Annotated in this window: 12 protein-coding genes; 5 read left to right on the top strand and 7 right to left on the bottom strand. The window is 70.9% G+C overall.

Annotated elements, in window-relative coordinates; translation table 11 throughout:
- Positions 1-259 precede the first annotated feature (259 nt).
- The 4 genes from ACZ6S6_RS17155 to ACZ6S6_RS17170 are packed head-to-tail and all read right to left on the bottom strand — an operon-like array spanning position 260 to position 3,820.
- The gene (locus ACZ6S6_RS17155) at positions 260-979 is read right to left on the bottom strand and encodes an ABC transporter permease (protein WP_362953214.1); all 720 of its coding nucleotides are present in this window, start codon (positions 977-979) and stop codon (positions 260-262) included.
- A 30-nt stretch (positions 980-1,009) separates the two neighbouring features.
- The gene (locus tag ACZ6S6_RS17160; RefSeq protein ID WP_362953215.1) at positions 1,010-1,921 is read right to left on the bottom strand and encodes an ABC transporter ATP-binding protein; all 912 of its coding nucleotides are present in this window, start codon (positions 1,919-1,921) and stop codon (positions 1,010-1,012) included.
- Positions 1,918-2,826, bottom strand: coding sequence for an ABC transporter permease (locus tag ACZ6S6_RS17165; protein WP_469706124.1), 909 nt, complete (start codon positions 2,824-2,826; stop codon positions 1,918-1,920). The genes ACZ6S6_RS17160 and ACZ6S6_RS17165 overlap by 4 nt, the downstream gene beginning before the upstream one ends.
- The gene (locus tag ACZ6S6_RS17170) at positions 2,816-3,820 is read right to left on the bottom strand and encodes an ABC transporter ATP-binding protein (protein ID WP_362953408.1); all 1,005 of its coding nucleotides are present in this window, start codon (positions 3,818-3,820) and stop codon (positions 2,816-2,818) included. Before ACZ6S6_RS17170 ends, ACZ6S6_RS17165 begins: the two co-directional genes overlap by 11 nt.
- A gap of 301 nt (positions 3,821-4,121) precedes the next feature.
- Between ACZ6S6_RS17170 and ACZ6S6_RS17175 the strand changes: the two genes are divergently transcribed.
- From ACZ6S6_RS17175 to ACZ6S6_RS17195, 5 genes are all read left to right on the top strand, one after another.
- Positions 4,122-4,973 carry a M24 family metallopeptidase gene (locus ACZ6S6_RS17175; protein ID WP_362953217.1) on the top strand — a complete coding sequence of 284 codons (852 nt, stop codon included), beginning with the start codon at positions 4,122-4,124 and terminating at the stop codon, positions 4,971-4,973.
- On the top strand, positions 4,970-6,751 hold the full coding sequence (locus ACZ6S6_RS17180) for an SDR family oxidoreductase (protein ID WP_469706125.1): 1,782 nt from the start codon (positions 4,970-4,972) through the stop codon (positions 6,749-6,751). The genes ACZ6S6_RS17175 and ACZ6S6_RS17180 overlap by 4 nt, the downstream gene beginning before the upstream one ends.
- The gene (locus tag ACZ6S6_RS17185; RefSeq protein WP_469706126.1) at positions 6,748-7,719 is read left to right on the top strand and encodes a MerR family transcriptional regulator; all 972 of its coding nucleotides are present in this window, start codon (positions 6,748-6,750) and stop codon (positions 7,717-7,719) included. The genes ACZ6S6_RS17180 and ACZ6S6_RS17185 overlap by 4 nt, the downstream gene beginning before the upstream one ends.
- Before the next feature lie 148 nt (positions 7,720-7,867).
- Complete coding sequence (locus ACZ6S6_RS17190; protein WP_469706127.1) at positions 7,868-8,410, top strand: RNA 2'-phosphotransferase; 543 nt, start codon at positions 7,868-7,870, stop codon at positions 8,408-8,410.
- 126 nt (positions 8,411-8,536) lie between these two features.
- Positions 8,537-9,439, top strand: coding sequence for an LLM class flavin-dependent oxidoreductase (locus ACZ6S6_RS17195; protein WP_362953221.1), 903 nt, complete (start codon positions 8,537-8,539; stop codon positions 9,437-9,439).
- Between the two features lie 68 nt (positions 9,440-9,507).
- On the opposite strand, the gene ACZ6S6_RS17200 is transcribed toward ACZ6S6_RS17195, so the two are convergent.
- From ACZ6S6_RS17200 to ACZ6S6_RS17210, 3 genes are all read right to left on the bottom strand, one after another.
- A complete protein-coding gene (locus ACZ6S6_RS17200) occupies positions 9,508-10,917 on the bottom strand; it encodes a M16 family metallopeptidase (protein ID WP_469706128.1) in 1,410 nt (469 codons plus the stop codon).
- A gap of 231 nt (positions 10,918-11,148) precedes the next feature.
- Positions 11,149-12,465 carry a M16 family metallopeptidase gene (locus tag ACZ6S6_RS17205; protein WP_469706129.1) on the bottom strand — a complete coding sequence of 439 codons (1,317 nt, stop codon included), beginning with the start codon at positions 12,463-12,465 and terminating at the stop codon, positions 11,149-11,151.
- Positions 12,458-14,299: an ABC transporter ATP-binding protein gene (locus ACZ6S6_RS17210; protein WP_469706130.1), complete on the bottom strand. Its 1,842-nt coding sequence runs from the start codon at positions 14,297-14,299 to the stop codon at positions 12,458-12,460. Before ACZ6S6_RS17210 ends, ACZ6S6_RS17205 begins: the two co-directional genes overlap by 8 nt.
- Between the last annotated feature and the right edge of the window lie 76 nt (positions 14,300-14,375).

Genomic DNA, 14,375 nt, shown 5'->3' on the forward strand with positions numbered 1-14,375 from the left:
GCCCTCTCCCCGGGCTCAAGGGGCGGAGGGCGCTCACGGTTGCCACTTGCTCAATGGCCGACCCGAGGGTGTCGCCCGTAGGCGTGTCCCACGGCATCGGCATTCCCTAGATTCACGAAAGCTCGACGTCACGGATTCCAGTTGCCTCCACGCATCCGGAACAACGAACCGATATCCGTACAGTTACGCGTAATACTGTCCGACATACGACAACCCCCGTCCGTCGGACGGGGGTTGTCGCATCGCAGGGTCTCTGTGCTCACTCCTCGCCGGCGAGCTTCAGGGTGCGCAGCTTCTGGCCCGCGTACCAGGTCGCCGCCACGGTGACCAGGATCAGCAGGACCGTCGCGAGCGGCAATCCGACGTCCGAGGTGATCGCGCCGCCCCCGCCGACCTTCTCGGCCAGCGCGAGCGACCACTGCTGGACGCTCAGCGTGCGCGCACCGGAGACCAGGCTGCCGAAGAGGGCCTCCCACACCAGCGCGTAGACGAGTCCGAGAACGACCGCGTGCCGGCTGACCGTGCCCAGGAGCAGGAACAGCGCGCTGTAGGCGATCGAGGCGACCAGGGCGGCGATCGTGTAGGCCACCGCGATCTGCTGGCCGTTGCCGTTGAGGATCAGGCCGGCGATCAGGGTCGGCACCGCCGAGAACACCATCGTCACGGCGATCGCCACGATCAGCTTGGTGAAGATGATCGTCGGCCGCGTCACCGGCTTGGCCAGCAGATAGACGATCGAGCCGTCGTCGATCTCCGGACCGATGGCTCCGGTCCCGGCGATCACGCCGATCAGCGGCACCATGGTGGCGATGGCGAAGCCGCCCAGCACATCCGAGGCGACCTGGTCATCGGCCCCGGCGAACATCCGTACCGCCACCGCGATGATCACCAGCAGTGCGGGCAGGATGAAGAGGATGGCGGCCCGGCGCCGGCCGAGCAGTGCCCGGTAGGTGAGCCGGGCGACTGTGGGGTCGTACATGACGCTTCACAGCTCCTTATCGGCCACTACTCAGGCCGCTACGAGATAGGAAAAGACCGATTCGAGGGATTCGTCGGACGGCGAAACGGTCAGCAGCCGGATGCCCTGCTCGCGTGCCACCTTCGGCAGCAGCGTGGTGAAGCGTCCGAAGTCGACCGCCTGGATGCGCAGGGCGTTTTCGCTCAGGTCCACTTCGATCCCCGCCGTCGACGGGTCGGAGATGAGTGCGGCAGCGAGCGCGCGGTCATCGCTGGACCGTACGAGATAGCGGTGCGGGCGGTCCGTCATCAGCCGGCGGATCTTGCGGAAGTCACCGGACGCGGCGTGCCGTCCGGCCACGATCACCTCGATGTGCGAGGCGAGTTGCTCGACCTCTTCGAGGATGTGAGAGGAGAAGAGGACCGTGCGGCCCTCTTCTCCCATCCGTCGCAGCAGTTCCATCAGCTGCATCCGCTGGCGCGGGTCCATCCCGTTGAACGGCTCGTCGAGCAGCAGCACGGACGGGTCGTGGACCAGCGCTGAGGCCATCTTCACGCGCTGGCGCATGCCCTTGCTGTACGTCGAGATCTTGCGGTCCTGCGCGTACTCCATCTGGACCGTGGCCAGCGAGACGGCCGCCTCGGCGTCGCCGAGGCCGTGCAGTTCCGCGTTGGCGACCACGAATTCGCGGCCGGTCAGGAAGTCGTACATGCCCTCCCGCTCGGGCACGATGCCGATCTCCCGGTACACGGCTTCGTTGCGCCAGATCGCCTTGCCGTTGAGCGTGACGGTTCCCGTGGACGGGGCGAGGAATCCGGCCATCATGTTGATCAGCGTGGACTTGCCCGCGCCGTTGGGGCCCAGCAGCCCGGTGACGCCCGGTCCCACGGTCATGCTCACGTCGTTGACGGCGACCACATTGCCGAACCAGCGGGAGGTGTGGTCGATCTCGATGGTGGTCACAGCCCGACCCTCCGGTAGCGGCGCATCAGTACGGCGTACGAGCCGGCGACGAGCGCGAGAACAACGATCAGATAGACCACTCCGGCACCGGCCCCCGGGCCTTCCCCTCCGGGGAAGGCGGAGGTGGCTCCGAGGAACGCGGTCTGCACACCGTCGATCAGCGTGATCGGGGAGAACAGCCCCAGCCACGGGACGGCTCCGGTGGACCCCGTCGTCCAGGCGATGCTCTGGACGGTGGAGACCGCACCGTAGGAGATGGTGAGGACGGCGATCACGGCGGCGACGCCGAAGCCCCGGCGCGGGGTGAGCGCGGCCATCACCAGACCGAGGCCGGCGAAGAGCACGGACAGCAGCGCCACCGACACCATTCCCTGGGCGAACCACTTGGTCTGGTCGCCGAAGTCGAACTTCGCCAGCAGCGCGCCGGCGTAGAGGATGACTAGCGGCACGCCGGTGAGCACGAAGAGCGCGGAGGCCATGGCGGCGAACTTGGCGACGACGTAGTCGCCCCGCTCGATCGGCCGGGAGAAGTACAGCGGCACGCTCTTGAAACGAAGGTCCCTGGAGACCGACTGCGGTGCCTGCGAGGCGAGGAACAGCCCGATGATCGCCTGGAGGAAGATCGCGTAGGAGGTGTACTTGACCGGCAGCTTCGTCGAGTCGGGGATGTTGATGGCCACCGCCACGATGATCGCCGCCACCAGGCACATCACGCCGAACAGCAGCATGGGCAGCACCTTGGACTTGACCGAACGGCCGAGCCCGAAGGAACCGCGCAGGGACTGCGAGTAGAGGGAGCGGCGTGCGTAGGCCCGGCCGAGGCGCGGGCCGTCGTAGGCGCGGTAGCCGATGTTGTGGATCCGGGAGGTCTCGCTCCCGATCGCGGCGCCGGTCTCAGTGCTCATCGCTCCCGCTCCCCTTCTGCTGTACGGCCCCGGCGGCCACGGACGCGGTCTGCGCCACGACCTGCGCCGCCGGTGCCTCTTCGGTACGGAAGACCTCGGCGATGTGGTGGCGTCGCTGTTCCATCCGGACGAGACCGAGGCCCAGTCCGGCGACGCTGTCGCGGACGATGTCGTACGTCTCCTCGCCGGCCGCCTCGATCAGCAGGATGTGGCCCGCCCCCGGCAGCCCCTCCGTGTCCAGACCGTCGAGACCCACCAGCTTGATCCCCGTGTCCGTGAGGGCACGGCGCAGCGCGTCGGTGCCGTCGGGGTGGGTGTCGCTGTCGGTGACCTCGACCGCGAGGGTCGTGGTGGTCTGGGTGAAGTCGCTGGTGGAGCTGGAGCGCAGCAGCGCTCCGCCGTCGATGACGACGACGTGGTCGCAGGTGCGTTCCAGTTCGCCCAGGAGGTGCGAGGTGACCAGGACCGAGATGCCGAAGTCGGTGTGCACCCGCCGGATCAGGCCGAGCATCTCGTCGCGGCCGACCGGGTCGAGGCCGTTGGTCGGCTCGTCGAGGAGGACCAGCTGCGGGTCGTGGACCAGGGCCTGGGCCAGCTTCACCCGCTGTTTCATACCGGTCGAATAGCCGCCGATGGGGCGGTAGCGCTCCTCGTACAGGCCGACGTGGCGCAGGGTGTCCGCGGTGCGTTCGCGCGCCGCGGTGGGCGGCAGTCCGGACATCCGGGCCATGTGGACGACGAACTCGGTGGCCGAGACGTCGGGCGGCAGGCAGTCGTGCTCGGGCATGTAGCCGACCCGTTCCCGGATGGCGGCGCCGCTGGTCGAGACATCGAGCCCGAGCACCGCGGCCCGGCCCTCGGTGGCGGGAGACAGACCCAGCAGGATCTTGATCAATGTGGACTTGCCGGCTCCGTTGGCGCCCACCAGCCCGGTCACGCCGGGGCCGATGTCCAAGGAGAGCCGGTCAAGTGCGGTTACCCGGGGGAACCGCATGCTCAGGCTTTCGGTCGCGATGACAGTCACGTCATCGACGGTAGTGGCGCGGGCCACACAGGTCGTCAGACCTGGCGGCTGGATTCGCGTCAGACTCCAGATGTACGGACCCGTAGGGGGACCCCGTCAAGGAGGAGGCCGCCCGCTGGTCCCGGCCCTCTGCTCCCGGCCGTCGCGCCGGGTGCGGCGCGGAGTTGTCCACAGGTCTCACCCACCTCTTGACGTAGCCGCCGGACATTGTCACATTCATCAGTGTCACGTTACGGGCACGTACCGCACACGGCAGGGAACGGACGGTGGCATGGCCTCGCGAGTGAACGACGAACGAGCCCCGGAGCTGCAGGGGTTCAGAGACGTGCAGCGTCTCGCGTACGCCTGTGCGGAAGCGGTCGCCGCCCGTCTGAGGCCTGGGGTGACCGAGCGGGACGCGGCCCGGATGCAGCGCGAGTGGCTGCGTCAGCGCGGGGTGCGGGACTGGTTCCATCTTCCCTTCGCCTGGTTCGGGGACCGCACGGCGTTCACCGGTTTCAAGGTGCCGCCGCAGTTCTTCCCGACCAACCGGCAGCTGGAGCCGGGGATGCCGTTCATCCTCGACATGGCCCCGGTGTACAAGGGTTTCACCGCGGACATCGGCTACTCCGGCTGCCTGGGGCTGAACCCCCTGCACGACAGACTGCTCGCCGACCTGGAGGTCCACCGCGAGCTGATCCTGCGCGAGGTGCGCGAGCGGCGCCCGCTGCGCGAGATATACGAGGACGTCGAGCGCCTGATGATCAGGCAGGGCTACGCCAACCGGCACCGCGCGTACCCCTTCGGTGTCATCGCCCACAAGGTCGACCGGGTGGCCGAACGCCGTTGGTCGCCACAGGTGTTCGGGTTCGGCACCCAGTCGCTCAAGGGGCTGCTGAGTGACGCGGTCCACGGGCACCGGGACGGCTGGTCGCCGCTCTGGAGTCCGTACCGCTTCTCCGACCATCCTCCGCAGCCGGGCCTGTGGGCGGTCGAACCCCATCTCGGGTTCCGGGGTACCGGCGCGAAGTTCGAGGAGATCCTGGTCGTCACCGACTCACGGGACCCCGAGCAGAGCGCCTTCTGGCTGGACGACGATCTGCCGCATGTGCGGCGCTGGGCCGAGGAGAGGGTGGCGGCATGAGTCTGCGGGATCTGCCGGGGGCGCGCGAGCGCCGGGTGGCCACGGGCGGTATCGAGCTGTGTGTCGTCGAACTGGGCGAGGCGGAGCGTCCGACGATCGTGCTCGTGCACGGCTACCCGGACAGCAAGGAGGTCTGGACGCAGGTCGCCCGGCAGCTGGCCGAAGAGTGGCACGTCGTGCTGTACGACGTACGCGGTCACGGCGGTTCGACGGCGCCTGTCCCGCTGCGCGGCGGCTTCACCCTGGAGAAGCTGACCGACGACTTCCTGGCCGTCATCGACGCGGTGAGCCCGGACCGGCCGGTCCATGTGGTCGGGCACGACTGGGGCTCGGTCCAGGGCTGGGAGTTCGCGACGGTCAGCCGCACGGAGGGCCGGATCGCTTCCTTCACCTCGATGTCCGGCCCGTCCCTGGACCACTTCGGACACTGGATCAAGCAGCGGATGGCCAGGCCCACTCCGCGCCGGGTGGGCCAGCTGCTGGGCCAGGGCGCCAAGTCCTGGTACGTGTACATGCTGCATACGCCGGTCCTGCCGGAGTTGGCCTGGCGCGGCCCGCTCGGCAAGCGGTGGGCCGGCATTCTGGAGCGGCTGGAGAAGGTGCCGCCGGGCGACTACCCGACGGCGTCCCTGCCCGACGACGCCGCGCACGGGGCCTGGCTCTACCGCGACAACGTCCGGTCCCGGCTGCGCAGGCCCCGCACCGATGCCTACGCGCATATGCCGGTCCAGCTGATCACACCGACCGGTGACATCTTCCTGTCGGAGCAGCTCTACGACGAACTCGAATCATGGGTGCCACAGTTGACCCGCCGCTCGCTGCCGGCCAAACACTGGGTACCGCGCACCAGGCCCGACCAGCTGGCCTCCTGGATCAATGAGTTCGCCGCCGCCAACGAGGAGGCTCTGCAGGGCGGGGTCCCGGTGCGGGACACCGTGCCGAAGGGGGCGCACGCGGACCGGTTCGGCGGACAGCTCGTCCTGGTGACGGGCGCGGCCGGCGGCATCGGCCGGGCCACCGCCTTCGCCTTCGCGGAGGCGGGCGCCCGGGTGGTGGCCGTGGACCGGGATGCGGACGGTGCGGCCCGGACGGCGGAGCTGGCCCGGCTGATAGGCGCACCGGCCGCCTGGGCGGAGACGGTCGACGTCAGCGACGAGCAGGCCATGGAGAAGCTCGCCGAGAAGGTCGCCGCCGAGTACGGGATCGTCGACGTGCTGGTCAACAACGCGGGGATCGGGCTGTCCGGCTCGTTCCTGGAGACGACCACCGAGGACTGGAGGCACGTCCTCGACGTCAACCTCTGGGGTGTCATCCACGGCTGCCGGCTCTTCGGCAAGCAGATGGCCGAGCGCGGGCAGGGCGGCCACATCGTCAACACGGCCTCCGCTGCCGCGTATCAGCCGTCACGCGCGCTTCCGGCGTACAGCACGTCGAAGGCCGCCGTGCTGATGCTCAGCGAATGTCTGCGCGCCGAGCTCGCCGAGAAGTCGATCGGGGTCAGCGCGGTCTGTCCCGGCATCGTCAACACGAACATCACCGCGGCGGCGCATTTCGCCGGGACCGACGCGGCGGAGGAGCAGCGGCTGCGGAAACGGACGAGCAAGCTGTACGGGGTGCGCAACTACCCGCCCGAGAAGGTCGCCGAGGCGATCCTGCGGGCGGTCGTCCGCAACCAGGCCGTCGTCCCGGTGACGCCGGAGTCCCATGCCGCCCGGTTCCTGTCCCGGGTCAGCCCCGGAGCGCTGCGCGGCATCGCCCGGCTGAAGCCGCCGCTGTGAGCGGGCCGGAGCCGACGTCGGCCGGGCGGGCGGGCGCGGAGTACCGGATCGAGGACCTGGCGCATGCCAGCGGTGCGACGGTCCGCACGATCCGCGCGTACCAGGACCGCGGGCTGCTGCCGACCCCGGAGCGGCGGGGCCGGGCCAATGTGTACCGGGAGACCCATCTCGCCCGGCTCCGGCAGATCGCCGGCCTGCTCGACCGCGGTTACACCCTTGCCAGCATCAAGGAGTTGCTGGAGGCGTGGGACACGGGCCGGGGGCTCGGCGGGGTGCTCGGGCTCGTCGCCGAGGTGCACGGGCCGTGGACCGACGAACGGGCGGACCGGATCACCCGGGCCGAGCTGGAGAAGAAGTTCGGCGGCACCTCGGACGAGCAGGCCATCACCGAGGCGGTGGACCTCGGCGTGCTCGAACCGATCCCCGGACGCGACGACGAGTTCCTGGTGCCGAGCCCCCAGGAGCTCGCGGTCGCGGTGGAGTTGTACGCGGCGGGCGTCCCGCTCAGCGCGATCTCCGGGCATCTGAGGGAACTTCGCGGTCAGGTCGAGCAGATAGCGTCCCGTTTCCTGGAGTTCACCACCGAGCACGTTTTCGCCCGCTATCTCGGCCACCGGCCGCCGACGGACGCTGCCGCGACCGAGGCCGCCTCGATGGTGCGCAGGCTCCGTCCGCTCGCCCAGCAGACGGTGGACGCCGAACTCGCCCGTGCGATGCGGACGTTCGCGACACGTCATCTGGAGCACCATCTCACCGCGGAGGAGCCCTTCACCTCGGGTTCCGCGGCGCGTCCGCCGGTGCCGGTGGCCCTGCCGCCCGCGACAATCACAGCGGTGGAACGGCTGGTTGGCCGGGAACATGCCTCCGCCTTTGTCACCGCGGCCACTGAACGTGAGGTACAAGCAAGAACATTGGACTCACTTGCCTCATCTCATGCCAACACGGAGCAAATTGACCAAATAGACTAAATCGCACGCCACTTGTCCACAGAATCGCCAAATTACCTGTGGATAACCCGAGTTGGCTGTGGATCAAACCTGTGGACAAAAATTGCTGCCGTAAATCCCGGGCAGAATCCGGATGCGCCGGAGACCGCGCCGCGGGCACTCTGGAGGGATGGATGAAAGACGCACCGTCAAGGTGTCGAAGTACCTCTCGAAGCACCTGCGACATCAACCTGAACGGATCGGCCTCCAGCTCGACGCACACGGCTGGGTGACCATCGACGAGCTGCTCCGGGCCACGGCCCGCCACCGCTTCCCGCTCACCCGCGCCGAGCTCGACCATGTCGTCGCCTCCAACGACAAGCAGCGCTTCGCCGTCGAGGGCGGCCGCATCCGGGCGAGCCAGGGGCACACCGTGGAAGTGGACCTGGACCTGCCACCGGCCGAGCCGCCCGCGTACCTCTATCACGGTACGGTCGGCCGGTTCCTGGACGCGATCCGGAGCGAGGGACTGCGGCCGATGAACCGCACCCACGTCCACCTCTCCCCGGACCGTGAGACGGCGACCCGCGTCGGGGCCCGGCGCGGCAGGCCCGTCGTGCTGTCGGTGGACACCGGCGCGATGCACCTGGCCGGTCACACCTTCCGCGTCAGCGCCAACGGGGTCTGGCTCACGGCCGCGGTGCCTCCGGAGTTCCTGCGCCTGCCCGGCTGACCCGGAGCGAACCCCTCACCCGGAGCGAATCCCGCACCTGGAGCGAATCCCACATCCGGATGCCCGTGAAGCCAGCGCTCAGGCGGCCTGACCGGCCGGCGGAGAGGTGACACGTAGGCTCGGGGCATGAGTCTGCGCCTGAGCACCGTGATCCTCCCCGTGGACCGATGGCACGAGGGGGGCCGCGCGAAGTGGCAGCGAGCCGAGGAGCTCGGGTTCCACACCGCGTACACCTACGACCACCTCTCCTGGCGAACCTTCCGCGACGGCCCTTGGTTCGGCGCCCTGCCAACCCTCACGGCCGCCGCCACAGCGACTGAGCGCCTCCGCCTGGGCACCCTCGTCACCTCCCCGAACTTCCGCCACCCCGTGACACTCGCCAAGGAGCTGATCACTCTCGACGACGTCTCCGACGGGCGGATCACCCTGGGAATCGGGGCGGGCGGCAACGGCTTCGACGCGACGGCGCTGGGGCAGGAGGCGTGGACGCCGCGTGAGCGCGCGGACCGCTTCGGCGAGTTCGTGCCGCTGCTCGACCGGCTGCTCACCGAGGACGCGGTGACGCATGAGGGGAACTTCTACTCGGCGGTCGAGGCGCGGAACATCCCGGGCTGTGTGCAGCGGCCCCGGCTGCCTCTCGCGGTGGCGGCCACCGGACCGCGCGGGCTGAAGCTGGCCGCCCGGTACGGACAGGCGTGGGTGACGACCGGGGACCCGAAGCTGTTCGAGGAGGGCACCGCGGAGCAGTCGGTGGCCGCGCTGCGTGGCCAGATCGAGCGGCTCGGTGCGGCCTGCGCCGAGATCGGCCGGGACGCCGCGCCGCTGGACAAGGTCCTGCTCATGGGCTTCACCCCGGACCGCAACCGTCCGCTGGAATCGGTCGACGCGTTCGTCGACTTCGCCGGCCGCCACCGCGATCTCGGCTTCACCGAGCTCGTGATCCACTGGCCCATCCCGGACTCGGACTTCGCGGCCGACCAGGGAGCCTTCGAGAAGATCGCGACCGAGGCGCTCGACCAGCTCCGCTGAAGAACGTACTGCTGACGAACGCACCGCTGACGAACGCACCACGAGGGCTCTCGGGACGGCTCCGGCAGTCACTCCGCTGAGGTCGTGACCCGCCAGTGGCGGCCGGCGCCTGGTGCCGGCGCCGCGCCGGTCACCACACCCGTGAACCGGCCGGGAGCGAAGGCGCCGCGGGCGGCGGCCGCAACGGTCTCGGGAGGTGTACGGGCCAGCGCCACGAGCAGTTCGCGGAGCTGTTCCGGGTCCGCCGGCGCCTGAGGCGAGGGATCCGCGAGCGCGTCCGCCAGACCCGCCTGGGTCGACCACGCGATCAGCGAGATCCCGGTGAAGTGGGCGCACGCGCGCTCCACTTCACCGGCCGACGGCGGGTCCGTCACCATCCGTGCCAGCTCGTCGCCCAGGCTCTCCAGCAGGGGACGCGCCGTGGACGGCGCCGTGTCCGCGCCGATGAAAAGCCGGTGTCCGCGCCCCAGCGGGAACCCGCCCCCGGACCGGGATCCCGGCTCGGGGGTTCCTCGGCTCTCCGCCCAGGACCGGGCCGCGTACGTGTAGCCGTGGCGTTCGCGCAGCCGGGTGATCACCCGGGACTCCGGGTGGCCGCCGAATACGAGGGCCGCCAGACGCAGGGCCGGAGTGAGCGGCTCGTCGTCGCTCGCCGCGCACAGGAGCACCTGCGCGACGCTCTCCCGGACGGCGGGATACAGCCCGACCGTCCCGGACGGGAAGTCCGTGGCGGGCAGGGGCGGGAGGCCCTCGCACCCGAGGGCGTCAGGTGTCCTTGCCGCCGGGCCGGTCCACCCCGCGAATGCCTCCTGGGCCGCGCCGACGGCCTCGTCCGGGTCCAGGTCGCCCACCAGGACGAGCCGTGCGGGTGCCGGTACGAGGGCACGGGCGTGCAGCTCGCACACCTGCTCGGAGGTGACCGCGTCGATCAGTTCCGGCGTCGGCAGTTCCTGCGGGTCACCGGCCCAGCCGGGAGCGTGCCGGTGGAGCAGCGCGCGGGCCGACGCCGCGGACTGCCTGCCGGCCACCGCGGCCTGCCCGCCCAGCACGGTGCGCGCCGCCGCCACGTCGTGGTCGGACCACGTCATCGAGGACACCGCACCGGCCATGGCGCGCAGCAGGACGTCCAGGCCGCCGGCGAGCACACCGCCGTGCAGCGCCAGGCGGTCGGCGCCGGCCAGCGGCACGACGTCCGCGCCGGCCCGCCCCAGCGCGGTCTCCGTGGGCGTGCCGTCCGCACACATGGCACCGCGCAGCGCACAGGCCGCGAGCACAGCGGCTCGCGCCGCCCGCACCGGTCCGGTGACGGCGTCCGCGGCGGCGTGCCCGGTGAACCGGGGCGCGAGCGGCATCGTGAGCCGCACCTCCACGCGGGGCACCGTGGCCAGCCGGACGGCGGTGACCCGCAGGCCACCGGGCAGACGGGCGACGGCACTCCGCGGAACGGTGGCGGCGGGACCGAGGAGCGTGCCGGTCATCGTGCCGCTCCTGACGGCCGTACCGTACGGGGCCTCGGCCGGCGGAACGCGTGCGGCCGTACCGTACGGGGCCCCGGCCGGCGGAACACATGCGGCCGCTCCGTACCGGGATCCGGTCGGCGCAACACGTACGGACGCCCCGTACAAAGCCCCGCCCGGCGCAGCACGTGCGGCCGCCCCGTACGGCGTGGGCTGCCTGGTGTGGCGGTCGTCCTGTGGGTCATGTCTGCCTCACGGTCCGGGTACGGGGGGCTGGGTGCGGCGGGCGGGCTCCTGCGGGGCCAGGGTGAGGACGGCGCGGTGCGCGTCGCGCAGCCGCGCCGCGGCTTCGGCGGTCGCGGCCGTCGAGGTCGTGGCCAGCAGCCGGGGGACACGCTCGTACAGGGCCGCGTCCGCGTGGAACAGTTCGAAGGCGCCGATGGCGCGCACCCGGGCGTGGGGCGCGTCATGGTGACGCAGCAGGCCGCCGATCCAGCGGTTGGCGACCACGCGGAGTTCGTCCGGGGCGGGGCCGTCCGCGGCCAGTGCGGCGAGTTCGGTGTCGAGGGCGCCCCGGACCTCTTCCGCGCCCATCCGCTCCGTGTGGGTGACGGTGCAGGCCAGGGTCACCGGGTGGCGTGCGGCGAACGCCCCGCCGATCAGTCCGCAGCCCGCCGTCACGGCCACCGCGCGGTTCTCCCGCCGCACAAGCCGCTCGCGAAGGCGCTGCTCCACGAGCGCCGCAAGGAGCACATGCGCGAGGTAGCCGTCCAGGTCGGCGACGGGGTCGGGGAGCCGGTAGCCGACGCAGACGGCGGGCAGCGGCGCGAGCGGATCCGTGTGCCGTCCGTGGCGGTCGGTGACCTGTTCCGGCTCGCACGGGGCCTCCCACGGCGGCACCGGCCGGGCCGGCACATCGCCGAACTTCCGTTCGATCAATTGCCGTGTCGCCTCGGGTTCGTAGGCGCCGATCACCGTGAGGACGGCGTTGCCCGGAGCGTGGTGCCGGTCGAAGAAGTTCCGGCACTCCTGCGGCGTGACGTGTCCGAGCGCCTCCATGTCCCCGTAGCCGTCGTGCGTGTTGGCGTAGGTGCGGTAAAGCAGGGGCGGCAACACGGTCTTGGGAAATCCGCCGTAAGGACGGCCGGTGATGTTGCGCCGGATCTCCTCCGCGACGATGTTGAGCTCGGTGGCGAGCACCGCCGCGTCCGGCGGCGGCGCGTCCATCCGTCCGCGTTGCGCGGCGAGCGCGCTGCCCAGCAGACCGGCCGGGACCACGTGGTAGAAGTCGGTGGAGTCCTGCCCGGTCGCCGCGTTGGCGTACCCGCCGGCCAGTTCCGCGTCGCCCCGCGCGCCGCGCCGCCGGAACATCAGGTGTTCCAGCAGGTGTGCGAGCCCCGCCCGCCCCGGCGGGTCCGAGCGGAACCCCACCCCGTACCGCAGGCCGACGGCGCAGACGCCGGTGCCGTGTTCGGGGGCGAGCACCACCCGGAGGCCGTTGGGCAGGGTGAGGCGCCGGATACGGCCGGTGTCGGCCGCGACGGATGTGCGGCGGGCCGGCTCAGACACCTGCGCCCACACGGAGACCGAGCCGCTGTCCCCGTACCAGCTCCGCGTACATCTCGCAGCGGTCCAGGAGCTGGTCGTGGGTGCCCGAGTCGAGGCAGCGCCCCTCGTCCAGGACGACGATGCGCTGGGCCCGGCGGACGGTCGAGATGCGATGCGCCACGACGACGACGGCCCGGTCCCGGGACAGCCGGTCGACCACCTCGCGCAGCCGGTTCTCGTTGATGCTGTCGAGCTGGGAGGTCGGTTCGTCCAGCAGAACCACCGGGGCGTCGGTGAGCAGCACCCGGGCCAGCGCGAGCCGCTGACGCTGGCCACCGGAGAGGTCGTCGCCTCGGCCCACCGTGGTGTCGAGCCCCTGGGGCAGCAGGGCGACCGCCTCGTCGAGCCCCACCGCCGCCAGTGCGGCCAGCAGGCTGTCCTCCGTGGCCGGGGAGGTGCGGCCGAGGAGCAGGTTCTCCCTGACGGTTCCTTCCAGGAGGGTGAACGCCTGATCGAGGTAGGTGACGTGGCCGCGCAGTTCGTCCAGCGGCCAGAGCGCGGTGTCACGGCCGAGGAGCCGGACGGCGCCGCCGTCGGGTACGAGGAAGCGCTCCACCAGGTTCAGCGCGGTCGTCTTCCCGGCGCCCGAGGGGCCGACGAGGGCGGTGACCCCGCGCCGGGGAACCGTGAAGGACAGGTCGTCGACGGCCCGGTGCTTCCCGTCGTGGCTGAACTCCACCCGGTCGAACTCGACCGCGGGCGCACCGGGGTCGGTGAGCCCGGCGGGAGACAGGAGAGCGACCGTGCCGGGCAGGGTGCCGGGGACCGAGACCGGGACGTCGCGCGGTTCGTCGAGCGGACGGGGCTCCCGCGACGCGTCCTCGCGCTCCTCCGAGAGGACGTCCTCGATACGCGCCTGCGCGGCGAAGCCGAGCTGGAGCCGGGCGATGCCGCTGGTCACCAGCGAGAGCGGTGCCAGGAGTTGCAGCAGGTACAGCAGGAACGCGGCGAACTCGGCGATGCTCAGCGAGCCGGTGGCGAGCCGCGTGCCACTGCCCAGGACGACACCGATCAGGGCCAGTTGCTGGCCGAGCCCCATGATCGGGGTGACGAACGCCTGACGGCGGGCCGCGGTGACCGCGGCGCCGGTGGCGGTCGCCGCGTCGCCGTCGATGGCGCCCGTGACCTGGGTCTCCGCCCGGCAGGCCTTGATGGTGGTGAGGGCGCCGAGTGCGGAGGTGAAGCGCTGGGCGAGTTCACCGAGCGCCTCCTGCTGGTCGGCGCTGCTCTGCCGGATGCCCTTGATGAACACGGTGATCGCCAGCCCGGCCACCGTGAACGTGAACAGCACGATGAGCAGGAGCACCCAGTCGAGCAGGCCCATGATGATCAGGGTGGCGGTGACCGTGAGCGCGGCCATCGGCAGTTGGGTGACGCCGATGTCGACCACCGACCGCAGCTGGGAGGAGTCCGACGTGACGCGGGAGACCAGTTCACCGACACCGACCCGGCGGGCGTCGGACAGCGGCAGGCGCAGCGCATGGGCGACCAGCCGCTGCCGGACCGTCAGCACCATGGCTTCGCCGGCCCGCGCCAGCCGGAACGACGACAGGGCCGAGGCCACCGCCCCGGCCAGCGCAAGCACTGTCATCAACATGACATAATTTGTCACGGAGTGGTGCTGGGAGAACTCGCTGACGATGTTGCGGACCACCAGCGGCACGGTGAGCGACGCGGCAGTCGCGGCCAGCGCGAGGAGCACGGCGGGGACCGTGTTCTTCCTGTCCCTCATCACTTGGCGCAGCACGCGCAGTCGGGTGCGCGGGGGTTCCGGGTGTACTTGTTCGGCCGACATGGCTGTTCCTCCGTCGGGTCGCCGACATTCGCAGCGGCACGCTGCGCAAGACATTGACTGGTGTACACGACCGGAC

This window comes from Streptomyces sp. NPDC048671, assembly GCF_055587045.1.